Annotated in this window: 23 protein-coding genes; 5 read left to right on the forward strand and 18 right to left on the reverse strand. The window is 70.2% G+C overall.

The genetic code is table 11. The features are described from left to right. Positions 1-389 precede the first annotated feature (389 nt). The 5 genes from trpA to OHA40_RS05045 form a co-directional block, all read right to left on the reverse strand. Positions 390-1,193 carry a tryptophan synthase subunit alpha gene (trpA, locus tag OHA40_RS05025; protein WP_330231896.1) on the reverse strand — a complete coding sequence of 268 codons (804 nt, stop codon included), beginning with the start codon at positions 1,191-1,193 and terminating at the stop codon, positions 390-392. A gap of 156 nt (positions 1,194-1,349) precedes the next feature. Next, positions 1,350-2,612: a tryptophan synthase subunit beta gene (gene trpB / locus OHA40_RS05030; RefSeq protein WP_330231897.1), complete on the reverse strand. Its 1,263-nt coding sequence runs from the start codon at positions 2,610-2,612 to the stop codon at positions 1,350-1,352. Beyond that, positions 2,609-3,427: an indole-3-glycerol phosphate synthase TrpC gene (gene trpC / locus OHA40_RS05035; protein ID WP_330231898.1), complete on the reverse strand. Its 819-nt coding sequence runs from the start codon at positions 3,425-3,427 to the stop codon at positions 2,609-2,611. Before trpC ends, trpB begins: the two co-directional genes overlap by 4 nt. Before the next feature lie 183 nt (positions 3,428-3,610). Next, the gene (locus OHA40_RS05040; RefSeq protein ID WP_330231899.1) at positions 3,611-4,423 is read right to left on the reverse strand and encodes a TIGR02234 family membrane protein; all 813 of its coding nucleotides are present in this window, start codon (positions 4,421-4,423) and stop codon (positions 3,611-3,613) included. After that, on the reverse strand, positions 4,420-5,979 hold the full coding sequence (locus OHA40_RS05045; RefSeq protein ID WP_330231900.1) for an anthranilate synthase component I: 1,560 nt from the start codon (positions 5,977-5,979) through the stop codon (positions 4,420-4,422). Before OHA40_RS05045 ends, OHA40_RS05040 begins: the two co-directional genes overlap by 4 nt. Before the next feature lie 312 nt (positions 5,980-6,291). Between OHA40_RS05045 and OHA40_RS05050 the strand changes: the two genes are divergently transcribed. From OHA40_RS05050 to OHA40_RS05060, 3 genes are all read left to right on the forward strand, one after another. Beyond that, complete coding sequence (locus OHA40_RS05050) at positions 6,292-6,747, forward strand: peroxiredoxin (RefSeq protein ID WP_330231901.1); 456 nt, start codon at positions 6,292-6,294, stop codon at positions 6,745-6,747. A 129-nt stretch (positions 6,748-6,876) separates the two neighbouring features. After that, the gene (locus tag OHA40_RS05055; protein ID WP_330231902.1) at positions 6,877-7,434 is read left to right on the forward strand and encodes a permease; all 558 of its coding nucleotides are present in this window, start codon (positions 6,877-6,879) and stop codon (positions 7,432-7,434) included. Between the two features lie 201 nt (positions 7,435-7,635). Next, the gene (locus OHA40_RS05060; RefSeq protein ID WP_330234051.1) at positions 7,636-8,088 is read left to right on the forward strand and encodes a MarR family winged helix-turn-helix transcriptional regulator; all 453 of its coding nucleotides are present in this window, start codon (positions 7,636-7,638) and stop codon (positions 8,086-8,088) included. A gap of 9 nt (positions 8,089-8,097) precedes the next feature. Here OHA40_RS05060 and hisI read toward each other — a convergent pair whose 3' ends face one another. From hisI to OHA40_RS05120, 12 genes are all read right to left on the reverse strand, one after another. After that, positions 8,098-8,445 carry a phosphoribosyl-AMP cyclohydrolase gene (hisI, locus tag OHA40_RS05065; RefSeq protein ID WP_330234052.1) on the reverse strand — a complete coding sequence of 116 codons (348 nt, stop codon included), beginning with the start codon at positions 8,443-8,445 and terminating at the stop codon, positions 8,098-8,100. A 192-nt stretch (positions 8,446-8,637) separates the two neighbouring features. Further along, positions 8,638-9,411, reverse strand: a complete 774-nt coding sequence (gene hisF / locus OHA40_RS05070; protein ID WP_330231903.1) for an imidazole glycerol phosphate synthase subunit HisF — start codon at positions 9,409-9,411, stop codon at positions 8,638-8,640. A 4-nt stretch (positions 9,412-9,415) separates the two neighbouring features. Continuing rightward, positions 9,416-10,231, reverse strand: a complete 816-nt coding sequence (locus OHA40_RS05075; RefSeq protein ID WP_330231904.1) for an inositol monophosphatase family protein — start codon at positions 10,229-10,231, stop codon at positions 9,416-9,418. After that, on the reverse strand, positions 10,228-10,959 hold the full coding sequence (gene priA, locus OHA40_RS05080) for a bifunctional 1-(5-phosphoribosyl)-5-((5-phosphoribosylamino)methylideneamino)imidazole-4-carboxamide isomerase/phosphoribosylanthranilate isomerase PriA (RefSeq protein ID WP_330231905.1): 732 nt from the start codon (positions 10,957-10,959) through the stop codon (positions 10,228-10,230). Before priA ends, OHA40_RS05075 begins: the two co-directional genes overlap by 4 nt. Before the next feature lie 296 nt (positions 10,960-11,255). Continuing rightward, entirely contained in the window at positions 11,256-11,888 is a 633-nt protein-coding gene (gene hisH / locus OHA40_RS05085) for an imidazole glycerol phosphate synthase subunit HisH (RefSeq protein ID WP_330231906.1), read from the reverse strand. Continuing rightward, positions 11,885-12,499, reverse strand: coding sequence for an imidazoleglycerol-phosphate dehydratase HisB (gene hisB, locus OHA40_RS05090; protein WP_330231907.1), 615 nt, complete (start codon positions 12,497-12,499; stop codon positions 11,885-11,887). Before hisB ends, hisH begins: the two co-directional genes overlap by 4 nt. A gap of 45 nt (positions 12,500-12,544) precedes the next feature. Next, a complete protein-coding gene (locus OHA40_RS05095; RefSeq protein WP_330231908.1) occupies positions 12,545-13,678 on the reverse strand; it encodes a histidinol-phosphate transaminase in 1,134 nt (377 codons plus the stop codon). Continuing rightward, positions 13,675-15,012 (reverse strand): histidinol dehydrogenase, encoded by a 1,338-nt coding sequence (gene hisD, locus OHA40_RS05100; protein ID WP_330231909.1) that lies wholly within the window; start codon positions 15,010-15,012, stop codon positions 13,675-13,677. Before hisD ends, OHA40_RS05095 begins: the two co-directional genes overlap by 4 nt. Before the next feature lie 283 nt (positions 15,013-15,295). Continuing rightward, positions 15,296-16,906 carry a serine/threonine-protein kinase gene (locus OHA40_RS05105; RefSeq protein WP_330231910.1) on the reverse strand — a complete coding sequence of 537 codons (1,611 nt, stop codon included), beginning with the start codon at positions 16,904-16,906 and terminating at the stop codon, positions 15,296-15,298. Between the two features lie 100 nt (positions 16,907-17,006). Next, positions 17,007-18,758 carry a penicillin-binding transpeptidase domain-containing protein gene (locus OHA40_RS05110; protein WP_330231911.1) on the reverse strand — a complete coding sequence of 584 codons (1,752 nt, stop codon included), beginning with the start codon at positions 18,756-18,758 and terminating at the stop codon, positions 17,007-17,009. Positions 18,759-18,850: 92 nt separating this feature from the next. Beyond that, complete coding sequence (locus OHA40_RS05115) at positions 18,851-19,717, reverse strand: arylamine N-acetyltransferase family protein (RefSeq protein WP_330231912.1); 867 nt, start codon at positions 19,715-19,717, stop codon at positions 18,851-18,853. A 72-nt stretch (positions 19,718-19,789) separates the two neighbouring features. Next, on the reverse strand, positions 19,790-20,788 hold the full coding sequence (locus tag OHA40_RS05120) for an alpha/beta hydrolase family protein (RefSeq protein ID WP_330231913.1): 999 nt from the start codon (positions 20,786-20,788) through the stop codon (positions 19,790-19,792). Positions 20,789-21,084: 296 nt separating this feature from the next. On the opposite strand from OHA40_RS05120, the gene OHA40_RS05125 reads away from it, so the two are divergent. Then, positions 21,085-22,263 (forward strand): winged helix DNA-binding domain-containing protein, encoded by a 1,179-nt coding sequence (locus OHA40_RS05125; protein ID WP_330231914.1) that lies wholly within the window; start codon positions 21,085-21,087, stop codon positions 22,261-22,263. Positions 22,264-22,335: 72 nt separating this feature from the next. Beyond that, a complete protein-coding gene (locus OHA40_RS05130; protein ID WP_330231915.1) occupies positions 22,336-22,974 on the forward strand; it encodes a GNAT family N-acetyltransferase in 639 nt (212 codons plus the stop codon). Positions 22,975-23,085: 111 nt separating this feature from the next. On the opposite strand, the gene nadC is transcribed toward OHA40_RS05130, so the two are convergent. Continuing rightward, positions 23,086-23,946 carry a carboxylating nicotinate-nucleotide diphosphorylase gene (gene nadC / locus OHA40_RS05135; protein ID WP_330231916.1) on the reverse strand — a complete coding sequence of 287 codons (861 nt, stop codon included), beginning with the start codon at positions 23,944-23,946 and terminating at the stop codon, positions 23,086-23,088. Between the last annotated feature and the right edge of the window lie 53 nt (positions 23,947-23,999).

Genomic DNA, 23,999 nt, shown 5'->3' on the forward strand with positions numbered 1-23,999 from the left:
AAGCTCCGCGGTCAGGCGTCGCCCGATCCGCGGACATCCTGTTCCTCCAGCACCGCCGCATCGGCCAGATCCTGCCCAGCCGGTCCGCATTGTGCGGGTCTACCCACACCCACACATCCAGATCCTTCGTGAATCGGGGATGCCTGTGTGCTGCAACCGCGTAACCACCTACAACCAGGGAACGGACACTATGCTCGACGCACGATGCGATGAACTCGCTGAAGTCGCGGTCCAGCTCCATCGGGCCCCCAACCGTAGTAGTCGGATCGAAGTTCTTCGACATGGGCGAGCCGCTCGGCCGCAGGCCTGTTCTGCCACCATCTGCGGTCGGGATCCGCCTCGTGCAGCCGCCGCCGGACGACAACTGGGGCTGGTAGTCACAGCGCGACTCAACTGGCGAACGCGATCGGTGAACGGACACCGGCGGCAAGTTCCGCCGTGAGACGCCGCACTGCGTCGAGCCCGTCGGCGGCCGCGGTGACCAGCGCCGAGCCGACGATGACGCCGTCGGCGTAGCCCGCGATCTCGGCGGCCTGCTCGCCCGAGCGCACACCGAGTCCGACGCCGATCGGGAGGTCGGAGTGAGCCCGGATGCGCGCGCACAGCGCCGGCGCGGCGGAGGACACCGCGTCGCGGGCGCCGGTGACGCCCATGGTCGAGGCCGCGTACACGAAGCCGCGGCTGGCCTCGAGCGTCTTCACCAGACGCTCCTCGGTGGACGAGGGCGCGACCAGGAAGATGCGGTCCAGGTTGTGCGTGGACGAGGCGACGAACCAGTCATCGGCCTCTTCCGGGATCAGGTTGGGGGTGATGAGGCCGGACCCGCCCGCGGCGGCCAGATCGCGTGCGAAGCGATCGACGCCGTACTTGAGCACCGGATTCCAGTAGCTCATCACCACGGCCTTGCCGCCCGCGCCCGCGATGGCCTCGACCACGGAGAACACGTCGCGCACCCGCACACCGCCGCGCAGCGCCTGCTCCGCGGCGGCCTGGATGGTCGGGCCGTCCATCACGGGATCGGAGTAGGCGACGCCGACTTCGATGATGTCGCAGCCGGATTCGACCATCGCGCGCACGACGTCCATCGAACCGGCGAGGTCGGGGAAGCCCGCGGGCAGGTAGCCGATCAGCGCGGCGCGGCCCTCGGCGCGGCAGGCGGCGAAGGTGTTCGCCAGCCGGGACTGCTGGCTCACGACTCCGCCTCGCTGCCGCTCAGCTCCGTCGCGCGCCACCACGCGCCGTGTCCTCGGTTCACTCGCTGACGCTCACTCACAACTCCGCCTCGCTGCCGCTCAGCTCCGTCGCGCGCCACCACGCGCCGTGTCCTCGGTTCACTCGCTGACGCTCACTCACAACTCCGCCTCCTCGGTGTCGAACAGCCTGAACCACCGCGCTGCCGTGTCCATGTCCTTGTCGCCTCGGCCCGAGAGGTTCACCAGGATGATCGCGCCGGGGCCGAGTTCCTTGCCCAGCCGCAGCGCACCCGCCACCGCGTGCGCCGACTCGATCGCCGGGATGATGCCCTCGCTACGGCTGAGCAGCAGCAGCGCATCCATCGCCTCGGTGTCGGTGATCGGGCGGTACTCGGCGCGGCCGATGTCTTTCAAGAAGGCGTGCTCGGGGCCGACACCCGGGTAGTCCAGGCCCGCCGAGATCGAGTGCGACTCGATGGTCTGGCCGTCGTCGTCCTGCAGCAGGTAGGAGTACGCGCCCTGGAAGGCGCCGGGTGTCCCGCCGGTGAAGGTGGCCGCGTGCCGCCCGGTCTCGACGCCGTCGCCGGCGGCCTCGTAGCCGATCAACCGGACGTCGGCGTCGTCGAGGAACGCGTGGAAGATGCCGATGGCGTTGGAGCCGCCGCCGACGCAGGCGACGACCGCGTCCGGCAACCGGCCGGTCGAGGCCTGCACCTGGGCGCGGGCCTCCATGCCGACGATGCGCTGGAAATCGCGCACCAGCATCGGGAACGGGTGCGGGCCCGCGGCGGTACCGAAGCAGTAGTAGGTGTCGTCCGCGTTGGTCACCCAGTCGCGCAACGCCTCGTTGATCGCGTCCTTGAGAGTTTGCGAACCGGAGGTCACCGAGACCACCTCGGCGCCGAGCAGGCGCATCCGCGCGACGTTCAGCGCTTGGCGCGCCGTGTCGACCGCTCCCATGTAGACGATGCAGTCCAGGCCGAGCAGCGCGCAGGCGGTCGCCGTGGCCACGCCGTGCTGGCCCGCGCCGGTCTCGGCGATCACCCTGGTCTTGCCCATCCGCTTGGCCAGCAGGGCCTGGCCGAGCACATTGTTGATCTTGTGTGACCCGGTGTGGTTCAAGTCCTCGCGCTTGAGCAGGATGCGCGCACCGCCCGCGTGCTCGGCCAGCCGCGTGCACTCGAACACCGGCGATGGGCGGCCGGTGTAGTCGCGTTGCAGCCGGTCGAGCTCGTTGAGAAACGACTCGTCGAGCCGGGACTTCTCGTACTCGGCGGTGACCTCCTCGATCACGGCCATCAGCGCCTCGGGGACGTGCCTGCCGCCGTAGACGCCGAAGTGCCCGCCCGCGTCCGGCTCGTGACCGCTACGTTGGGCGACACCGTCGCTGGCCTGCGGTAATGCCGCCACGGCCGTCACCGGCCCCGCCGCGCCGGCTTCGGGCAGGACGGGTGGGTCCCCGCGGTCACCAGCTCCGACACCGCGGCACGTGGGTCGCCGCTGGTCACCAGGCCCTCGCCGACCAGAACGGCGTCCGCGCCCGCGCCCGCGTAGGCCAGCAGGTCGGCGGTGCCGCGGATGCCCGACTCGGCGATCCGGATGACCTCGGTGGGCAGTCCGGGCGCGATCCTGGCGAACACGTCGCGATCGACCTCGAGCGTCTTGAGGTTGCGGGCGTTCACGCCGATCACGGAGGCGCCCGCCTCCAGCGCGCGGTCGGCCTCCTCCTCGGTGTGCACCTCGACCAGCGCGGTCATCCCCAGCGATTCGGTGCGGTCGATCAGCGAGGACAGCACGTCCTGCTCCAGCGCGGCGACGATGAGCAGGATGACGTCCGCGCCGTGCGCACGGGCCTCGTGGATCTGGTACGGGCCGACGACGAAGTCCTTACGCAGGATCGGGATGTTCACCGTGGCGCGGACCGCGTCCAGGTCGTCCAGCGACCCGTTGAAGCGGCGGCCCTCGGTGAGCACGCTGATGATCCGTGCGCCGCCGTCCTCGTATGCCTTGGCCAGGCTCGCCGGGTCCGGGATGTCCGCCAGTTCGCCCTTGGACGGGCTGGCCCGCTTGACCTCGGCGATCACGCCGATGCCGTCTTCGAGCAGCGCGGCGCGGGCGTCCAGCGGCGCGGGCGCGGCGGCGGCGACGGCCTTTACCGCCTGGAAGTCGAGAAGGGCTTCCCGAGCGGCCACATCCGCGCGGACCCCGTCGAGAATCGAGTCGAGTACCGTCATCTGGCTCGAATCCTTTCTGGGGAGACGGACTTGCTACCTGAGAATCCCCCCAGGCGCTGTCTCACCGATGCTGACAAAGAATAAATGGACCTACGGGGCGCGTTTGCGCCGGGGCTCGAGTTGGACCACGCGGAAGGGCCCGGCGCAAGGTGGTACCCGCCACACCCGCCACGCGGAATCAGCTCAGCGCCCACGTCGGCTCGCCTCGCCGGGGTGCGGATCGTCCGGAGGTTCCTCGGTCGGGTCGGTACCGGCGTCCAGCGCGTCCCACAGCACACGCTCGGACAACTGCGGTGACGACCGGTCGTCCGGGGACTGCGCGCGCCGCTGCGTGACCTCCGCCGTCGCGGCGGCGCGACGGACGGCCGGGTTGTCGTATTTGCCGGACAGCCGGGCCGTCTCGGCGGGCATTCTGGTCAACAGGGCGCCTGCGCCGAAGGCGGCGATCGCACCGAGCAAGGCGAGCACGGCCGGGAACGCCGACGTGGTCGCCTCCGCCACCTGCGCACGCCCCGGGAGTTCGGCGAGCTTCGCGGCCCGTTCGGCGATCTTGCCGGAGTTGGTCAGCAGCGCGAACGCAGGCACGGCGGCCACCGCCGCCACCAGGGCGATCAGCACCCCGACCACACGGCGCAACCAGCCCCTGGTGGCCAGCACGGCCGCGATCGAGGCGAGCAGCACCAGCGCCAGCGGGGTCAGAGCCCCGAACCACACCCCACCGTTGAGTCGATCGATGCGCGGCTGGCTGAGACCGTCGGAGGAACCGACCGTCACCCAGGTCATCCGGGACGAGGCCCACAGCGCGGCGGCGGCGATGGCGAGCAACACGACAGGACCCACCGGATACCCGCGGCGCGGATCGGCGTCGGGAGGCGATTGCGCGGACGCGGCGGAATCGTCCTGCGCGCGAACGGATTCCGGCTCTGCCGCGGCGCTCGCGTCCGGGGCGGGTTCCCTGGCCCTGCCCGGTTCCTTGTCGCGGTCGGCCGCGGTCATCGCGGTTCGCCGCTCTCCACACCCGGTTCCGTGCCGTAGGCGCGGACGGTTCCGGCCGCCGCGATCGCCTTCAGCACCGCCATCGCCTTGTTGCGCGATTCCACGTCCTCGTACTCCGGGTTCGAGTCCGCGACCACACCGGCGCCCGCCTGCACGTAGGCCGTACCGTCCTTCAGCAGCGCGGTGCGGATGGCGATCGCGGTGTCGGCGTCGCCCGCGAAGTCCAGGTAGCCGACAACGCCGCCGTAGACGCCGCGGCGGGTCGGCTCGAGTTCTTCGATCAGCTCCATGGCGCGCACCTTGGGGGCGCCGGACAGGGTGCCCGCCGGGAAGCAGGCACGAACCGCGTCCAGCGCAATGCGGCCGGGCGCGAGCCGCCCCGACACCGTCGACACCAGGTGCATCACGTGGCTGTAGCGCTCGATGTGCCGGTACTCGGTGACCCGCACGGTGCCGGGCTCGCACACCCGGCCCAGATCGTTGCGGCCGAGATCGACGAGCATGAGGTGCTCGGCGTTCTCCTTCTCGTCGGCGAGCAGGCCCTTCTCCAGCAGCAGGTCCTCCTCCTCGGTGGCGCCGCGCCAGCGGGTGCCCGCGATCGGATGGGTCGTCGCCACACCGTCCTGCACGGTCACCAGCGACTCCGGGCTGGAGCCGACGATGGAGAACGCGGTGCCGCCCTCGCCGTCCGGGATGTGCAGCAAATACATGTACGGACTCGGGTTCGAGGCGCGCAGCATCCGGTACAGGTCCAGCGGCGCGCCGCCGTAGTCCATTTCGAAACGCTGCGACAGGACGACCTGGAACGCCTCGCCCGCCTCGATCTCCTTGACCAGGCGGCGCACTCCCGCGCCGAACTCCTCGGTGGTGCGCCTGCGCCGGTACTGCGGCTCGGGCTGGTCGAACACCGACACGGTGGAATCGGCGGGCGCGCCAAGCGCGGCGGTCATCCGGTCCAATCTGGCCACCGCGTCGTCGTAGGCTTCGTCGACCCGCTCGGCGGTGCCGTTCCAATTGACCGCGTTGGCGATCAGCGTGATCGCGCCCTCGTGGTGGTCGAACGCGGCCAGGTCGGTGGCCAGCAGCAACACCATCTCCGGCAGGCCCAGGTCGTCCATCGCCAGATTCGGCAGCCGCTCGATCCTGCGCACCGCGTCGTAGCCGAGGTACCCGACCATGCCGCCGGTCAGTGGAGGCAGTCCGGGCAGTCGCTCGGTGCGCAGCAACTCGAGGGTCTCGCGCAGCGCGACCAGCGGGTCTCCGCCGGAGGGAGCGTCGGCCGGGATGTGACCGAGCCAGGCCGCCTCGCCGTCGACGACGGTGAGCGCCGACGGGCTGCCCGCGCCGATGAACGACCAGCGCGACCACGACCGACCGTTCTCCGCGGACTCGAACAGGAACGTGCCGGCCCGGTCACCCGCCAGCTTGCGGTAGGCCGACAGCGGGGTTTCGGAGTCCGCCAGCACTTTTCGGGTCACCGGGACGACCCGGTGTTCCGCGGCCAGCAGATGGAACTGTTCGCGGGTCGTGGTGGTGGGAGTGGACGTGCCTGGCATGGGACATATCATCCCAGGCCGGACCGACAGGCCGGTCAGCGGTGCCGGTGACACGGCACCGGAGGAGACAAAACCGGCAAATCGGGTCGCCCGTCCAGTCCCACACGGTCTCCCGGACGGGTGGGGGGCTAGCTAGCCAGAATCCCGAGATGGCCGCGCACATCGGCGGTGGCGGCAGGCCTCATGCCCGGCCACCGGCGCGGCGATCGGATCGCGAGCGGCGCACCGGCGGGCAAGAGCGCTGGGAGCCCCACTGTGACGCAGGCCCGACCGTGTACCGAATGAACCAAGTGCCCGGTAGTGTCCTCGGGCATGCAGCCAGGACAGCTCGCCCCGCACTTCGAGCTTCCCGACCAGTCCGGCACCCCCCGCTCGCTCGACGCGCTGTTGGCGGACGGCCCGCTGGTCCTCTTCTTCTTTCCAGCCGCCAACACTCCGGTGTGCACGGCCGAAGCCTGTCACTTCCGTGACCTGACCGCCGAATTCGCCGCCGTCGGCGCCACCTGCGTCGGCATCAGCACCGACGGGGTGGACACCCAGGCGGGGTTCGCCGAGAAGCAGCGCCTCGGCTATCCGCTGCTGTCCGATGCCGACGGCGCCGTGGCCGCCCGCTTCGGCGTCAAGCGCGGGCTGCTGGGCAGACTGGCGCCGGTGAAGCGCCAGACGTTCGTCATCGACACCGATCGCACTGTCCGCAAGGTCATCAATGGCGAACTGCGCGCCACGGTGCACGCCGACGAGGCGCTGAAGTACCTGCGCACCAGGTAGACCACGCGCCGCGTCCGCAAAAGCCGGATTCGCGCTGGTGGGCGGCATAACGGGCGCAGCGGGACGAAGTCCGTCCCGAGCCAGCGCGCCGGGCCGAGCAAAGGCGAGGCAGCCGCTTAGGCTGGGCAGATGACTTCGACCGAGGCTCAGCCCGGCGGACGCAAATCCACGGCCGCCGTCTGGCGCACACGGATCATCGTCGGTGCCGCGATCCTCGCTCTTTTGGTCCTCACCTATTTCGTCCTGGCCGCGTTCATCCCGCGCTGGTGGGCCCAGCGGCTCGGGTCGATGGTGGGCGGCAGCTTCGCCAAGGGCATCGGGTGGGGCTTGCTCTACGGCGGATTGTGCACCGTCGTACCGCTTTTCCTGATGCTGTTCGCCGTACTGGTCTGGCGCCGCAAGGCGGGCCGGTTCCTGGCGGGCGCGGCCGCGGTCGTCGCGATCCTGTTCGCGATCCCCAACCTGATGACGCTGACCATCGTGCTGGGCAACAGCAGCGCGGCCCATGCGGGCGAGCGCACCCTGGATGTGGACGCGCCCGCGTTCCGTGGCGCCGCGCTCGCCGGCGCGATCGTCTCCACCTTGCTGTTCCTGCTCGCGGTCGGCGTGTTGCTGCTGCGCAAGTGGCGGCGCACGCACCCCCGCACCGCGGCAACCCAGCCGACGACGGGCTCCGAGAAGGTGTGAGTGAACTCACGTCATTCGCTATCTTTATGACGGTCGAGCGAAGTCGTGGCAAACTCATCCACGCGGGTGACTGTGCACATGCTTTTCAACAATCACTAGGACCACGAACACAACCACGTCACTTGGCTTGAAAGAAGGCACACGGTGACGAAGTGGCTCGACCCCGTCGAACAACGAGCTTGGCGCGCGATCGTGGCGCTGATGACACGTCTACCAGCGGCATTGGATACCCAGCTGCAGCGCGAGTCCGGCGTGACACATTTCGAGTACTGGGTACTGACCCTGCTGTCGGAGGAACCGGGACACCGGCTCCAAATGAGTGAGCTTGCCCACAAAGCAAACGCATCGCTATCACGACTGTCCCACGTGGTGTCCAAATTGGAGCGCATGGGTTGGGCCGAGCGTTCGGCGACCGCGGGGCGGCGCGGCGTGCACGCCGTGCTCACCGACGACGGATACCTGAAGGTCGTCGAGGCCGCGCCGGGATATGTGGACGCCGTGCGCCAGTTGGTCTTCGACGGCTTGGACGACGGGCAGAAAGCCCAGCTCGCCGAACTGGGCGAGCTGCTGGCCGCGCGGCTCGCCGACACGCTCGACCGGCCCGGCGGACTCACCTCGGCAGGTACGGACGACAACCGCCCGTCCAACTCGTAAGGCGCGCGTTCAGGATTCCGCGGGCAGCAGCACATCCGACTCGAAGCAGGTGTGCGTCCCGGTGTGGCAGGCCGCGCCTTCCTGATCGACGACGAGCAGGATCGTGTCGCCGTCGCAGTCGAGCCGCACTTCGTGCACGAACTGCGTGTGACCGGAGGTCTCCCCCTTGACCCAGTACTGCTGTCGCGAGCGCGAATAGTACGTCGCCTTGCGTGTTTCCAGCGTCCGCGCCAGCGCTTCGTCGTCCATCCACGCGACCATCAGCACCTCACCGGTGGCGCGCTCCTGCGCGACGGCCGACACCAGCCCGGCGTCGTTGCGCTTGAGACGGGCGGCGATGGCGGGATCCAGACTCATAGCACCGTTTATAACATCGGTCTGCGAGAACACCACCTCCGTCGCACCCGCCGCGAAGTACTCCTCGACCCGCGCCGCGACCAGCTCCTCGTCGCCGATCACCACCAGATCCGCGGCGCGCGTCGCGCCGGACAACTCGATCGACCGCGACCGCGCGACGCCCCTTCCGGCCCGGCAGATTTCCGCCAACCGCTACCGGACGACGATCTTCTCCGCCCGCATGGAGTCCTTGACCTGGCCGATGGTCAGGTCGCCGAAGTGGAACACGCTGGCCGCGAGCACCGCGTCGGCCCCGGCGTGCACGGCAGGGGCGAAGTGCTCGACCGTGCCGGCGCCTCCGCTGGCGATCACCGGCACCGTGACCGCGGCCCGCACGGCGCGGATCATCGGCAGGTCGAAACCGGCCTTGGTGCCGTCGGCGTCCATCGAGTTCAGCAGGATCTCGCCGACACCGAGTTCGGCGCCGCGCACCGCCCATTCGACGGCGTCGATGCCGGTGCCGCGTTTGCCGCCGTGCGTGGTCACCTCCCAGCCCGAGGGGGTGTCCGGCTCGCCGTCCGGCACGGTGCGCGCGTCCACCGACAGCACGATGCATTGCGAACCGAACCGTTCGGACATCTCGCGCAATACCTCGGGACGGGCGATCGCGGCGGTGTTCACCGAGACTTTGTCCGCGCCCGCGCGCAGCAGCCGGTCCACGTCCTCGACGGTGCGCACCCCGCCGCCGACGGTGAGCGGGATGAAGATCTGCTCGGCGGTGCGGGTGACCACATCGATCATGGTGCCCCGGTCGCCGGTGGAGGCGGTCACGTCGAGGAAGGTCAGCTCGTCGGCGCCCTGCGCGTCGTACAGGGCGGCCAGCTCGACGGGATCGCCCGCGTCGCGCAGGTTCTCGAACTTGACGCCCTTGACCACCCGGCCGGCGTCGACGTCCAGACAAGGAATCACACGTACCGCCAACGTCATTGCCTCACCCTTTCTCCGCGGTCGCGGGGTCGGCGACCGTGCAGATCATGTCGAGCAGTTCTTCGTGTACGCCCGGGGCCGCCGCCAGCACGGAGCCGGAGGAGATGGTCCACGGCTGCCCCGCCAGGTCGGTGACCACGCCGCCCGCCGCGCGCACCAGCGCGACGCCCGCCGCGTTGTCCCAGGGGTGGTGCCCGAAGACGATCGCGCCGCCGAGCACGCCGGAGGCGGTGAACGCCAGATCGATGCCGGTGGAGCCGTGCATGCGCACCCGCGAGGACAACCTGCTCAGCGGCCCGAGCAGATCGAAGCGGAACTGTCCGGGGATGCGGCCGTGCGAGTCGACGTTGAACGCGCCGAAACCGATCATCGACTCGGCCAATGCGCCCCGCGGCAGCGGCGGCAGCGCCCGGCCGTCCAGCAGCAGCGGGCCACCGGCCATGGCCGCGTAGCGACGGCCGAGCAGCGGCAGCCAGGTCAGGCCGAGGACCGGCTCGCCATCGCGCACCAGCGCCAGGAGCATGCCCGAGAGCGGATGGCCGGAGGAATAGTTGAACGTGCCGTCGATCGGGTCGAGCACCCACACCGTGCCGGAGGTGAGCTGCGGGCCGCCGAACTCCTCCCCGTGCACCTCGATGCCGGTGCGCCGCTGCAGCTCGGCGGAGATGGTGCGTTCCAGCTCCAGGTCGAGGGCGGTGGCGAAGTCGTTGCGGCCCTTCACGACCGCACTCGGCGCGCCGACACCTTCGACGAACCGCGAGCGCACCGAGTCCAGGACCTCACTCGCCACCGCGAGCAGTGCCGACAGCGCCTGGGTCATCTCACCGCGGCCAGCGCCTCGGGCAGGGTGAACCGTCCCGCGTACAGCGCCTTACCGACGATCGAGCCTTCGACGCCGTCCGGCACGAGTTCGGCGATCGCGACCAGGTCGTCGATGGTGGAGACGCCGCCGGAGGCGATGACCGGCGCGTCGGTGGCCGCGCACACCTCGCGCAGCAGGTCCAGGTTGGGGCCGGTGAGCGTGCCGTCCTTGGTCACGTCGGTCACCACGTAGCGCGAGCAGCCGTCGCGTTCCAGGCGTTCGAGCACCTCCCACAGATCGCCGCCGTCGCTGACCCAGCCGCGACCGCGCAGCCGGTGCTCGCCGTCGACGATGCGCACGTCCAAGCCGACGGCGATGCGCTCGCCGTGACGGGCGATGGCCTTGGCGCACCAGGCCGGGTCCTCCAGCGCCGCGGTACCGAGGTTCACCCGGGCGCAGCCGGTGGCCAGCGCCGCCTCCAGGCTCTCGTCATCGCGAATACCGCCGGACAATTCCACCTTGACGTCGAGTTCGCCGACGACGCCCGCGAGCAGCTCCCGGTTCGAGCCACGCCCGAAGGCCGCGTCCAGGTCGACCAGATGGACCCACTCCGCGCCGGCTTCCTGCCAAGCCAGCGCCGCGTCACGAGGCGAACCGTAGCTGGTTTCGCTACCGGCCTCTCCTTGCACGAGACGCACGGCCTCTCCGTTGGCGACATCGACGGCGGGTAGCAGCACAAGACTCACGAGAGCAGCCTAGTGGTTACCGGTCCGCGTCGGAGTCATGGGCCTGGGCGAATGGGACCTCGATCACCGGCGACGGTCAGCCGCTGTGGTTGGTGCCGCCCACGACCCGATAACGTTGACGACGCCAACGTTGGCACCTCCAACGTTATGACCGAAAGGCTCGTCCGATGCGCAAGATTCGCCTCGCCCTCCCCGTGCTCGCACTCCCGCTGGCCGCACTCACCGTCGCCTGCACCTCCGCCACAGTCGTGTCACGCTGAGTGGCCGGATCCCGCGCCGGGTGCGCGGGATCGTCGCTACAGCGAGTTCACCCAGTTGCGCAGGAGATGTGCGCCCGCGTCGCCGGACTTCTCCGGGTGGAACTGGGTTGCCGAGAGCGCACCGTTCTCCACCGCGGCCAGGAAAGGCACCCCGTGCTCGGCCCAGGTCAGTCCGGGTGTGGCGAAATGGTCACTGGGCGGAAGATCCCAGGTCTGGGTGGCGTAGGAATGCACGAAGTAGAAGCGAGTGGCCGCGTCGAGGCCCGCGAACAGGACGCTGTCGGCGGGGGCGGAGACGGTGTTCCAGCCCATGTGCGGCAACACCGGCGCGGACAGGCGTTCGACAGTGCCGGGCCATTCGGCGCACCCGTCGGTTTCCACACCGAACTCGACGCCGCGCTCGAAGAGGATCTGCATGCCGACGCAGATCCCCAGGACCGGGCGTCCGCCGGCCAGCCGCTGACCGATCAGGCGCTCCCCCCGCACTGTCTTCAGGCCTGCCATGCACGCGGCGAAGGCGCCGACTCCGGGCACGACCAGACCGTCGGCCGCCAGCACCAGCTGCGGGTCCGCCGTCACCTCGACCCGGGCGCCCGCCCTGGTCAACGCCCGCTCGGCGGAGTGCAGATTGCCGGAACCGTAGTCGAGTAGGGCGACGGATCTACTCACAGCGTTCCCTTCGTGGACGGGACCCCGCTCACCCGCGGGTCGAGTTCCACCGCGGCGCGCAGGGCCCGCGCGACCGCCTTGAATTCGGCCTCGGTGACGTGGTGCTGGTCGCGGCCGTAGAGCACGCGCACGTGCAGGGCGATACGCGCGTTCAGCGCGATCGACTCGAATACGTGGCGGTTCAGCACGGTGGAATACGGCGCGCCGGGACCGGAGCCTGGAATCACCGTGTGCAGCAGGTGTTCTGGTTCGCCGGTGTGCACGCAGTAGGGGCGGCCGGACACGTCGACCGCGGCGTGTGCGAGCGTCTCGTCCATCGGGATGTAGGCGTCGCCGAAACGGCGGATCCCCGCCTTGTCGCCCAGCGCCTTACCCAGCGCCTGGCCGAACACGATCGCGGTGTCCTCGACGGTGTGGTGCGCCTCGATCTCGATGTCGCCCTCGGCGCGGACGGTCAGGTCGAAGCTCGCATGCGCGCCGAGGGCGGTCAGCATGTGGTCGTAGAACGGGACGCCGGTGGCGATCTCGGTCTTGCCGGTGCCGTCCAGATCGAGTTCGACGACGATGCCGGATTCCTTGGTGATCCGCTCCACCCGGGCGGTCCTACTCATGCTCACGTCCAATCGGGTCGGCGCCGAGGGCTTCCCGGCGCTGGGTCATCGCGGTGTGAGGTCGGTGCCCGCCAGGGCGGCACTGACCTTCAGCAGTTCGTCGTTCTCGGCGGCGAGGCCGATGGTGGTGCGCAGATAGCCGGGGATGCCGACATCGCGGATCAGCACGCCGTGGTCCAGATAGCGCTGCCAGGTCTGCGCGGCGTCGGTGAACCGCCCGAACAGCAGGAAATTGGCGTCGCTGGGAATCACGTCGAAACCCATCTCCCGCAACGCCGCCGCGACCCGATCGCGCTGCGCGGCCAGCTCGGCGACGCTACCGAGGGTCTCCTCGGCGTGCCGCAGGGCCGCACGCGCGGCGGCCTGGGTGACCACCGACAGGTGGTAGGGCAGCCGCACCAGCAACATCGCGTCGATCACCGCGGGCGCGGCCACCAGGTAGCCCAGCCGCCCGCCCGCGAACGCGAACGCCTTGCTCATCGTCCTGGTGACCACGAGTTTGGCCGGGAACTCCTCGATCAGCCCGATGGCGCTCGGCTGCGCGGAGAACTCGCCGTAGGCCTCGTCGACCACCACGATGCCGGGGGCGGCGGCGAGGATGCGCGCCAGGTCCCGCTGCGGAATACTGTGCCCGGTGGGGTTGTTCGGGCTGGTCACGAAGACTACGTCGGGCGTGCGCTCGGCGATGGCGGCCAGCGCGTGGTCGGCGTCGAGGGAGAAGTCGGCGTTGCGCTTCGCCTCGATCCACTCGGTGTCGATGCCTTCGGAGATGATCGGGTGCATCGAGTACGAGGGAACGAAACCGAGGGCGCTGCGGCCGGGGCCGCCGAACGCCTGCAACAGCTGTTGCAGGATCTCGTTGGAACCATTGGCCGCCCACACGTTGCCGGTCTCCACCGCGACGCCGGTCTGCGTGGTCAGGTACCGCGCCAGGTCGGTGCGCAGCGCGACGGCGTCGCGGTCCGGGTAGCGGTGCAGATCGGCGGCTGCCGCGCGGATCGATTCGGCGACGTCGTCGATCAGCGCCCGGCTCGGCGGATGCGGGTTCTCGTTCGTGTTCAGCTGCACCGGGACCGTCAATTGCGGTGCGCCGTAAGGCTTTTTGCCGCGCAGATTGGACCGCAGCGGCAGGTCGTCCAGGGTCACGTCCGCGCCGGGCGCGCGTACCGCGCCGGTCACGACAACGCCTCGAAACGCGCCTGCACGGCCTGGCCGTGCGCGGGCAGGTCCTCGGCGTTGGCCAGCGCCACCACGTGACCGGCGACGTCCTTCAGCGCCGCCTCGGTGTACTCCACCACATGGATGCCGCGCAGGAAGGTTTGCACGCTCAGGCCCGACGAGTGCCGGGCGCAGCCCGCCGTGGGCAGCACGTGATTGGAACCGGCGCAGTAGTCGCCGAGGCTGACCGGCGCGTAGGCGCCGACGAACACCGCCCCCGCGCTGCGCACTCGGGCCGCGACCGCGGGCGCGTGAGCGGTCTGGATCTCCAAGTGCTCGGCGGCGTAGGCGTTCACCACGCGCAGGCCCTGCTCGATGTCGTCGACCAGGACCGTGCCGGACTGCTTGCCGCGCAACGCCTCGCTCACCCGGTGAGCGTGCTTGACCACGGTCAGCTGCGCGTTCAGCGCCGCGTCCACCGCGTCGGCCAGCTGCTCGCTGTCGGTGACCAGCACGCTGGCGGCCAGCACGTCGTGCTCGGCCTGGCTGATCAGATCGGCGACCACGTGCACCGGATCGGCGGTCGCGTCGGCGAGGATCGCGATCTCGGTGGGGCCCGCCTCGGCATCGATGCCGACCAGGCCGCGGCACAGCCGCTTGGCCGCGGTGACGTAGATGTTGCCGGGGCCGGTGATCAGGTCGACCGGCTCCAGCTGTGCGCCGTCGGTGTCGACGCCGCCATAGGACAGCAGCGCGACGCCCTGAGCGCCGCCGACCGCCCACACCTCGTCGACCTCGAGCATCCGCGCGGCGGCGAGGATGGTCGGGTGCGGCAGCCCGCCGAACTGCGCCTGCGGCGGCGAGGCCACCACCAGCGAGCCGACGCCCGCGGTCTGCGCGGGCACCACGTTCATGACGACACTGGACGGGTAGACGGCGTTGCCGCCCGGCACGTACAGGCCCACTCGCTCGACGGGCACCCAGCGCTCGGTCACCGTGCCGCCGGGAACCACCTCGGTGGTCTTGTCGGTGCGCCGCTGATCGGCGTGCACCTTGCGCGCCCTGGCGATCGATTCCTCCAGTGCCGCGCGCACCGCCGGGTCCAGCCGGTCCAGTGCGGCGTCCAGCTCGGCGGCCGGTACCCGCACCGTCGCCGGGATGACGCCGTCGAACCGCTCGCTGAACTCCAAGGCCGCCGACACACCCTCGTCACGGATCGCCTCGACCACCGGCCGCACCTGATGCAGCACCGAGTCCACGTCGACTCCCCCGCGCGGCAGCGCGGCGCGCAGCTCGGCAACAGAGGGAGTGCGACCGCGCAGATCGACGCGGGCGAGCTCGATGCGGGTTGTCATGTGGTGTCGGTCCTTGTCTCCAGCTGATTCGCAACAGGAAAGTTGCAGCTCCAGCCTAATCGACGCGTCCGGACCCGATCCGGCCACAGCCGCCGCCGGGCTGGGCGCCCGGCAAGCCCGAACCGCCCGTGATCTGCGTGGTCACGACAGCGCTCGCGACACGAATGTGCGTCGACCTGTCCGGGTCGGCGTCTCGATGAGGCGAAATGTGACGGCACTCTCGTCCCGAACCGCCGTGGGCGACTACTACTCAGCGGTGCTCGACCTACTCGGCGATCGATACCTAACGGGTGTCGCTATCGATGAGCAGACGCCCGCCAGAGCTGATCACCCGTAAGGTCAGGCCCTTGGTCTGGCCCTCGATCGTGAGGCTGGCCAGTCGCATGTCGACCGACCCGTCCTCGTTGTTCGACCGTTTGGCCGCCTCGATGGTGGCGAAGGTCTCGATCGTCCGCGACCCCCAGTACTGACGGAAGCCCTGTTCGTTGCCGTAGATCTGCTGCGCGGCGGGCGTCAGCAGGGTCCACGAGGCACTCGGGTCGCTGTAGAACTGCTCGATCAGGCCACCTGCCGCCCCGATGTCGACCCGCTCCCCGGAGCTGGGGGTTCGACCGAGCTCGGCCGCGACAGTCGAGGTCGAACCGGGTTTCGTCGTCGCGGTCGCCGACGGCGGGTTCGCCTGCGGACCCGGCGAGTCGCCATCGGACTGGCTGAACGCGCTGATCAGCAGCGCCGAGACGGCGGCGAGCGTGCCCACCAGCGCGCCGATCAGCACCGCGCGTCGTTTGCCGCCCGAGCGCCGCTCGGGCACCGGCCGCGGCTGCGCCATGGTCGGCGGATGTGCCGCGGTGTCGAACCGGTCGGCCGAGCGCGCCGGCGCCGGACGCGGACGCTGATGCCGCTCGGCCGGCGTATAGGGCGCCGAGGACATCGCCGACGGTCGCAGCGCGCGGGTGGCCGCGTCCGACTCGCCTGCTCTCGGCCGGGCGAAAGCCTCACTGGCCGGGACGAATCCGGCTGCCACCGGCGCGGGACCGGCGTCGGCGAACGCGGCGAGCTGCTGTCGCGCCACCCGCATGCTGGGGCGTTCGGCCGGTTCGGGGCTGAGCAGGTCGAGCAGGAAATCCGTTGCCGGACCCGCGTTGCGCGGCTCGCTCAGCTGACCGTTGGCCGCGGCGTAGAGCACCGCGAGCGGGTTGGAGCCCCCGCCGTAGGGCGGTTCGCCCTCCAGCGCGTGGAACAGCGTGGCGCCCAGCGCGAACACGTCGGACGCGGGCGTCGGATCGGCGCCGCGGGCCATCTCGGGTGCGAGATAGGCGGCGGTGCCGCAGATCAGTCCGGTCTCGGTGAGCGTGACGTCGCCGGTCGCGCGGGAGATCCCGAAGTCGGTGATCTTCACCGTGCCGTGGTCGTCGAGCAGGATGTTGCCCGGCTTCACGTCGCGATGCACGATGCCCGCCTGATGCGCGGCGATCAGCGCCGAGGCGACCTGCTCGCCGATCCGCGCCACCTGGGTCAGCGGCAGCGTGCCCTGCGCGCCGATCACCGCGGCGAGGCTCTTGGACTTCAGGTACTCCATCACCAGGCAGGGGTCACCCTCGTGCTCGGTGATGTCGAACACGACGATCGCGTTCGGGTGCTGGAAGCGGGCGGCATTGCGGGCCTCCCGGATGGCGCGCTGGCGCACCACGTCCCGTTCGGCCTCGGGCAGGCTCGGCTGGATGTGGATCTGCTTGACGGCTACGGAGCGCTGGAGGCGTTCATCGACGGCACGCCAGACCACGCCCGTGCCGCCGCTACCAATCCGCTCGACCAGGCGGTAATGCTCCGCGATCAACTGACCGGTATCGATGGCGCCTACTCCGAACCTTCTCGAAATCGTGACATCCCGCATATTGATAACTTCACGCGGTCCGGGGATGAGTGTAGCGGGCGCCGGAATGCTCGCACGCGTCAGCCGGGCCATGTTCCAGCCCCAAATCGCCCGAAACGGACTATCGCGCCGCGCGCAACATCCGGCCGGCGGCCTCCACCGCGGGAGCCGAACCGCTCGCGTCGCTGACAAACGCGGCGAACGCCAGGTCACCGTCGATACCGACGAACCAGCCGTGCGCGTGGGTGTCATCGATGTACTCCGCGGTGCCGGTCTTGCCGAGCAGGCCGGGAACATCGCGCAGCTGCGTCGCGGTGCCCGCGGTGATCGTCTCGCGCATCATGGACTTCACCTGGTCGGCGACGGTCTGCGGCAGCGCGTCGGGCGTACGGTCCGGGGTGCCGGGCCTGCCCGCGACGAGTGCGGGCGCGGGCACGGCACCGCGGGCGATCGAGGCGGCGACCAGTGCCATTCCGAACGGCGACGCTGTCACTTGTCCTTGACCGATCGCCGACTCCACACGCAATGCGGAAGTGTCGGACGGTGGCACCTTTCCGGTGACAGTTGTCAGGCCCGGTGTGACGTAATCGATCCCCAGCCCGAGTTGTGCGGCGGCTTTCGGCAGGGCGTCGGCGGGCAGTTTCACCGCGAGCGAGCCCATGGTGGTGTTACAGGAACGGGCGAACGCGGTGTGCAGCGGCACTGTGCCCAAATCGAAATTGTTGTCGTTGGGGATGCGGCGTCCCTCGATGTTCGCCGTGCCGGGACAGGGCGCCTCGGTGTCGGGGGTGACCGTCCCCGCCTGCAGCGCGGCGGAGACGGTGACCGTCTTGAACGTCGAGCCGGGCGGGTACAGGCCGGTCAGCGCGATCGGGCCCTGCGCGTCGGCGGTGGCGTTCTGTGCGATCGCGACCACGTCACCGGTCGAAGGTCGCAGGGCGACGATCGCGGCGGGCTGCGTGATCGGGGCCAGCGCCGCCTCCGCCGCGCGCTGCAGGCCGAGGTCGAGAGTGGTCACGATATCGGCGGTCGGTGTCGGGTCCTTTCCGGCAACGCGCTGGGTGCCCTGGGGCGTCTGGGCGCGCACCGCCCAGCCCGCGTTCGCGTCGGCGGATTCCTGCCACAACTCGGCGAGCCCGGACAAGGTCGGTGTGGCCAGTGCTTTGTCGGTCGTCAGCAACCGGGTCTGCGGCGCGAGGGTGACACCGGGAAGCGCGGCGAGCCGATCCCGGATCGGAGCGATATCCGTGTCGCGCAGGGTGATCGCGGTGACCGGCTTTCCTTGCGCCTGGACCAGTTCCGCTTGCAGTGACTGCGTGGTGAGACCGGATGCGAGCGGACCGAGCAGATCCGCCGCCGCCGCGAGATCGACGCCCGGGGCGATGTTCACCAGCGTGACGACCTGTTCGGTCATCAAGTCGCCGCCGGCGGAATCGAGAACGCGGGCGGGTTCCGGATAGAGCGGGCTGTAGCTCAACGGCCCCGAAGCCAGACCAGGGGCGAGGGTGGCGGGATCCCACTTCACCTTCCAACCCGCACCACTGTCGCTCGCGGTGCCGTTGGTTGTGTAAGCCCACTCGGCCTTGCCGCCCTCGCCCAGCTTCCAGGTCGCGGCCAGCGCGAAGCCGTTGTCGTCGGCCGAGCTGACCTCGAAACGCACGTCCTTGCCCAGCCCGTCGTAGAGCCTGCCGAGCGTGTCGGACGCCGCGGCCGGGTTGTCGGTGAGCGCGGCGGCCGCGGCGATGTCGTCGCGATTGAGCGCCTCGGCGAACTGCCCGGCTACGGTGTCGGGCTGCTCCGGTCCGGACGAGCACGCGGCGAGCACGAGGACAGGTGCGGCGAACAGGACGAGAGAGTTCCGGTTGATACGCACGCCGACGACACTATCGGGCCGGAGCGAGGCAACGAAGTAAGCGGCTCGGGCTGTAGACGGCCCACGTCCAGCGGCGCCATCGGGTCGCGGTGTCAGTCGCGCGCCCACGGGGCTCGAGCCAGCGCGGCGGCGTCGGCGTCGGCGAGCTCGATGTCGAACACCTCGGCGAGGATCTTGGGCAGCTCGGCCGGTTCCAATTCCCGTGTCTCGCTCGTTCCGTCGGGATGCTCCGTGATGAACGTGGTGCCGTCCAGCACGTAGTGCACGTCGGGGTGGAAGCGCTGCAGATACGGCCGGGTGGTGAAAGGGGAACGCGGCGAGGTGGACACGAAGTGATTGCCGACGGCGTAATCGATGCGGTATTGCGGGTCGAGGGTGAAGCTGTGGCGGTCGACCCAGCCTTCCCGGCCGAATTGGTGCAGCACCCACAAGTCGGAATCCAGCTCGCCGAACGTGCGCTCCAGCCGGAACCGCCATGCCCCGGCGGCGAATTCGCCGGTCTGCGTGGACAACTCGAACGGCACGAGCGGGCCCGAGCCGAAGCCCACATCGCAGAGCCAGATCCGGTCGTCATCGGCGGTCGTCACGCGCAGCAGGGCGTGGGTGGCAGGCCGCAATCCCGCGCCCGCGCCCATGCTCACCCGGCCGCTGAGGCCGGTGACGCCGAAACCGAGCCGTTCCAGCGCGGCCGCGAACAGTCCGACGTTCTCGTAGCAGTAGCCGCCGCGGCGGCGCCGGACGATCTTGTCCTGCAAGGTGGCCAGGTCCAGGTCGATCGAGCGGCCGAGAATGATCTCCAGATTCTCGAACGGGATCGCGGTGGTGTGCGCCCGCACCAGTTCGTGCAGCGTCGTCACGGTGGCGGCGCGCTCGCCATCGAAGCCGATCCGGGCCAGGTAGGCGTCCAGATCCAGATCGGCGCCGTTCCAGTGGTAAGCCGGGTCGGTCGGCTTGGTCATCGCGTCCTCACTTCGTCATCGGGCTCCACATGATCAACCGCGCGGCGCCGCGATCCTGTTCCCGCGCTCGTCTCAGGCCGCGCACTTGGCGCCCGGCGGGGCGGACGGAGCGGTGACGACGCCGTGCGCGACGTCCACGACGTAGTCGCGATCCGGGCCGTCGACCGGCTCCACGCCGAGCAGGAGGCGCTCGACCACGCAGCCGCCCTCGAAGAAAGCCGGGCCGACACTGTGATCGCCGGGGACCACCCGCCCGGTCAGATCGCGGCCGGTGACGACGGTGTACATCGACGTGGGTTTGCCCGCGGCGAGGAGCCCGGCACGCATCTCCACGCTGGTGGCGTAAGGCACCACGTCGTCGGCGGTGCCATGGACGAGGAACGCGCGGCGCACATCCATCCGGTGCGCCAGCAGCGCGGGTGAACGGTCGACGTAGGCCAGCGGGCAGGCCGTGGGAGGACAGCCGCCCGCGTCGCGCTCGATCTGCCCCGGCAGTGCGGGATCGACGGCCACCGCGCCCAGCCACATGGTGAAATCGTCGGCGGGACCGTAGTTGTCGACCCAATAGTCGAACATCCCGCGCGGACCGTGCGCCACCGCGAGACCGCTGGTGATGCCGCCCTGGCTCCAGCCCCACAGCACGGTGCGCGTGAGCGCGGGATGGGCGTCCTGGTACCACGCGGTCGCGGCGACGATGTCGCGCCATCCCGCCCACAGGTTCCATTCCCCGGGCCGCCACACGCTCTGCACCGAGCGCAGGTCCATCGACAGGATCGGGGTCGCGGTGCGCCGCGCGATCGAGACGAGGTAGTCGGCGAAGTCGGCCGAGGACCCCTCGTGCCCGTGCACGGCGACGACGAGCGCCTGCGCGGTCACGTCGCCTTCGGCGCACCGGTAGGGCTCGTAGACCCGGCCGGTCGCGTTCTCGCCGTCCACGCTCAGCGTCACCGGGCGTACCACCACCCCTGCCGCGCAGCCGGGCGCCGCCGAAACGGGAAGCGCCGCAATACTCGTCGCCACGAACAGGGTCGAGAGAACACAGCACACGAACACCGGATACCAGCGCCTCATGCTCGAATCATGGCACGCGCCGCGACTCCCACCCCGCCTGCCGACCCCCGTCTAGGCGGGAATCGCATTTCGACCCGACTGTTGTGCGGGCACGCCGGGAACGGCCGCAGGTGGCGATATTTCGCTACAGCGCTGGTGGGCATGGAGATCGGACGACCGACGCTGATCAGCTGGCTACCGCGCACTCCGACAGGTAGTCACCGACCCGCCGAAACCGGCGGCGCCTGCCGGACACCGACGGTCACCCCAGAGAGCTTCGGGCGCTGATCCATCCCGGCTGACGCTACGATTCGCCTATGCGTTCGATTGATGCCGCCGAGCGGCGCGCTCGGCTGGCGGTACGGCACCGGCTCGCGACACCAGAACGGGCCACTGGGGTCGCCGAGATCGCCGGGTCGATGGTGGCGCTGCACGCCACCGATCCGGCCACCGTATTCCTCTCGGTCGCGGCCCGCGGCGACGGCCTCACCCCTGCGGATGTCGAGCGCGCCCTGTACGAGGACCGCGCCTTGCTGCGCATGCTGGCGATGCGCCGCACCATGTTCGTGGCGCCGGTGGATCTGGTCCCGGTCCTGCAAGCATCGTGCGCGGATGCCCTGGCGCACAAGCAGCGCCGCACCTACGGCAAGTACCTCGCGCAGGAGGGCGTCGGCGACGGCGACGTGCAGCGCTGGCTCGCCGAGGTCGAAGCCGAGACGCACAAGGCGCTGCTGGACCGCGGCGCCGCCACCGGCGCGCAGCTGAGCAAGGCCGTCCCGCGGCTGCGCACCCAGGTGAACCCCGCGCCGGACAAGGCGTATTCGAAGCCGACGAACATCACCACGTGGGTGCTGGTGACGCTGGGCTGCGAGGGTCGCATCGTGCGCGGTAGGCCGAACGGCAGCTGGGCGAGCAGCCAGTACACCTGGGCGCCGATCGAATCGTGGTTGCCGGAGGGCGTCGCGGCCATGCCCGCCGCGGAGGCCCGTGTGGAGCTGGTCCGGCGCTGGTTGCGCGCCTTCGGACCCGCGCCGGTGTCCGATATCAAGTGGTGGACCGGCTGGACGCTGGGCGAAGTCCGCGCGGCGCTCGGCGCGCTGGACCTGGTCGATGCCGACTTGGACGGTGTCACCGGCGTACTGCTCGCCGACGACGTCGAGCCGGTCGCGGCGCCGCAGCCTTGGGCGGCGCTGCTGCCCGCGCTCGACCCGACCCCGATGGGCTGGCAGGCACGGGACTGGTTTCTCGGCCCGCACGCCGCCCGCCTGTTCGATCGCAACGGCAATATCGGCCCCACCGTCTGGTGGGACGGTCGGATCGTCGGCGGCTGGGCGCAGCGCAAGGACGGCGAGATCGTCTACCGCCTCCTGGAAGACGTCGGGGCGGACGCCGAATCGTTGATCGTCACGGAATCCCAGCGGGTCACGGACTGGTTCGGCGACGTGCGCGCCGTTCCGCGCTTCCGGACACCGCTGGAACGCGAACTCACCGCCTGATCATCGCGACCACCCGATTGCCCCGGCTGCGGGCGCCTCGGCCAATTCGTCGGCACTGGTAGCTTGGGCGGCATGGAGATTCGCGGGTTCGCCGACGGCGACCGATCCGCCCTGCGCGATTTGTTCGTGCGTGCGGGCGCGGAATCGCCGACCGAGTCGCTGTGGGGCCACCCGGAATCCGAGGCGGCGGTCTATCTCGAGCCGTATATGGATCTGGAACCCGAATCGCTGTTCGTCGCGGAGTCCGACGGCGCACTGGTCGGGTATCTCACCGGGTGCGTGGACAGTTCGGCATTTCCCAGCGAAGGCGAGCGCATGGATCAGGCGATCCGTCGCTATCGCCTGATGTTCCGCCGCGAATCCGCCGCGTTCTTCGCACGCAGCCTCGCCGACATGGCGGGCGCGGCCATCCGCCGGGCACCGACGGCAGGCGAGATCCACGACGACCGCTGGCCCAGCCATCTGCACATCAACGTCGCACCCGAAGCCAGAGGCATCGGCGCTGCCGACCGGTTGATGCTGCGCTGGTTCGAGCGACTCACCGAGGCGGGGTCACCCGGCTGCCATCTACAGACCCTGGTCGAAAACAGCCGCGCCGTCAGGTTTTTCGACCGCATGGGCTTCACCGCCCACGGCCGGGAGCCCCTGGTACCCGGCCTGCGCTATCACGGCAAACGGGTGCATCAGCGCACGATGGTCCGCGACAGCTGAGGGTTACGGCGGCGTGGTACCGGGAACGCGGAGCGCCCGCCCCTGTTCGGGCGACCTCCCGCGAGATGAGCCGGTTCATGTGCCGCGCCGCCGAACGGTTCGGAAGGGCGCCTACATGTCCAAGCCGAGGTCGAGGACGCGGACCGAGTGGGTGAGGGCGCCGACGGCGAGGTAGTCGACGCCGGTGCGGGCGTAGTCGGCGGCCACGTCGAGGCTCAGGCCACCCGAGGATTCCAGCTTGGTTTGCGGTGCCGTGGCGTTGCGGCGCTGCACGGCGGCCTGGGTCTGCCAGAGCGGGAAGTTGTCCAGCAGGACGAGTTCCACGTTCTCGGCGAGCACGGCGTCGAGTTGGTCGAGGCTGTCCACCTCCACCTCGCAGGGAATGCCGGGGGCGGCGGCGCGGACCGCGCGCAGCGCCTCGACCACCGACCCCGCGGCGACCACGTGGTTGTCCTTGATCAGCGCGGCGTCGCCGAGACCCATGCGGTGATTGACGCCGCCGCCGACGCAGACGGCGTACTTCTGCAACGCGCGCAGTCCCGGCAGCGTCTTGCGGCTGTCCCGGATTCGGCAGCGGGTGCCCGCGACCGCGTCCACCCAGTCGGCCGTCGCGGTGGCGATGCCGGACAGATGGCAGACGAGGTTGAGCATCGTGCGCTCCGCGGTGAGCAGGCCGCGGCTCGGCGCTACCACGGTCAGGACGGACTGTCCCGGCGTCACCCGGGTGCCGTCGGCCAGGCGGTCGGTGACCTCGTACTCGCCCGCGCCGATCACCTCGTCGAGCACCAGCAGCCCGGCGTCGAGCCCCGCGATCGTTCCCGGCTGCCGCGATACCACCGACGCCTTCACCACCGCGTCGGCGGGCACGGTGGCCGTCGTGGTGACGTCCGGGCCGTAGCGCAGGTCCTCGTCCAGCGCGGCGCGGATGATCCGCAGCACCTCGTCATGATCCAGACCGGCGTCCAGAGCCATGGGAGCGCTCCTCTCTCGCCGAGCGGGACATGGTGGAGAGCTCCCGTAGTCCT

It is taken from the genome of Nocardia sp. NBC_00508, assembly GCF_036346875.1.
Classification (GTDB): domain Bacteria; phylum Actinomycetota; class Actinomycetes; order Mycobacteriales; family Mycobacteriaceae; genus Nocardia.

What these genes read in the sequence shown, in the direction of transcription:
- trpC (WP_330231898.1), bottom strand. Translation starts at nt 3,427, where the DNA reads ATGACGGTACTCGACTCGATTCTCGACGGGGTCCGCGCGGATGTGGCC.
- OHA40_RS05040 (WP_330231899.1), bottom strand. Translation starts at nt 4,423, where the DNA reads ATGACCGCGGCCGACCGCGACAAGGAACCGGGCAGGGCCAGGGAACCC.
- OHA40_RS05045 (WP_330231900.1), bottom strand. Translation starts at nt 5,979, where the DNA reads ATGCCAGGCACGTCCACTCCCACCACCACGACCCGCGAACAGTTCCAT.
- OHA40_RS05050 (WP_330231901.1), top strand. Translation starts at nt 6,292, where the DNA reads ATGCAGCCAGGACAGCTCGCCCCGCACTTCGAGCTTCCCGACCAGTCC.
- OHA40_RS05055 (WP_330231902.1), top strand. Translation starts at nt 6,877, where the DNA reads ATGACTTCGACCGAGGCTCAGCCCGGCGGACGCAAATCCACGGCCGCC.
- OHA40_RS05060 (WP_330234051.1), top strand. Translation starts at nt 7,636, where the DNA reads ATGACACGTCTACCAGCGGCATTGGATACCCAGCTGCAGCGCGAGTCC.
- hisI (WP_330234052.1), bottom strand. Translation starts at nt 8,445, where the DNA reads ATGAGTCTGGATCCCGCCATCGCCGCCCGTCTCAAGCGCAACGACGCC.
- hisF (WP_330231903.1), bottom strand. Translation starts at nt 9,411, where the DNA reads ATGACGTTGGCGGTACGTGTGATTCCTTGTCTGGACGTCGACGCCGGC.
- OHA40_RS05075 (WP_330231904.1), bottom strand. Translation starts at nt 10,231, where the DNA reads ATGACCCAGGCGCTGTCGGCACTGCTCGCGGTGGCGAGTGAGGTCCTG.
- hisB (WP_330231907.1), bottom strand. Translation starts at nt 12,499, where the DNA reads ATGAGTAGGACCGCCCGGGTGGAGCGGATCACCAAGGAATCCGGCATC.
- hisD (WP_330231909.1), bottom strand. Translation starts at nt 15,012, where the DNA reads ATGACAACCCGCATCGAGCTCGCCCGCGTCGATCTGCGCGGTCGCACT.
- OHA40_RS05105 (WP_330231910.1), bottom strand. Translation starts at nt 16,906, where the DNA reads ATGCGGGATGTCACGATTTCGAGAAGGTTCGGAGTAGGCGCCATCGAT.
- OHA40_RS05115 (WP_330231912.1), bottom strand. Translation starts at nt 19,717, where the DNA reads ATGACCAAGCCGACCGACCCGGCTTACCACTGGAACGGCGCCGATCTG.
- OHA40_RS05120 (WP_330231913.1), bottom strand. Translation starts at nt 20,788, where the DNA reads ATGAGGCGCTGGTATCCGGTGTTCGTGTGCTGTGTTCTCTCGACCCTG.
- OHA40_RS05125 (WP_330231914.1), top strand. Translation starts at nt 21,085, where the DNA reads ATGCGTTCGATTGATGCCGCCGAGCGGCGCGCTCGGCTGGCGGTACGG.
- OHA40_RS05130 (WP_330231915.1), top strand. Translation starts at nt 22,336, where the DNA reads ATGGAGATTCGCGGGTTCGCCGACGGCGACCGATCCGCCCTGCGCGAT.
- nadC (WP_330231916.1), bottom strand. Translation starts at nt 23,946, where the DNA reads ATGGCTCTGGACGCCGGTCTGGATCATGACGAGGTGCTGCGGATCATC.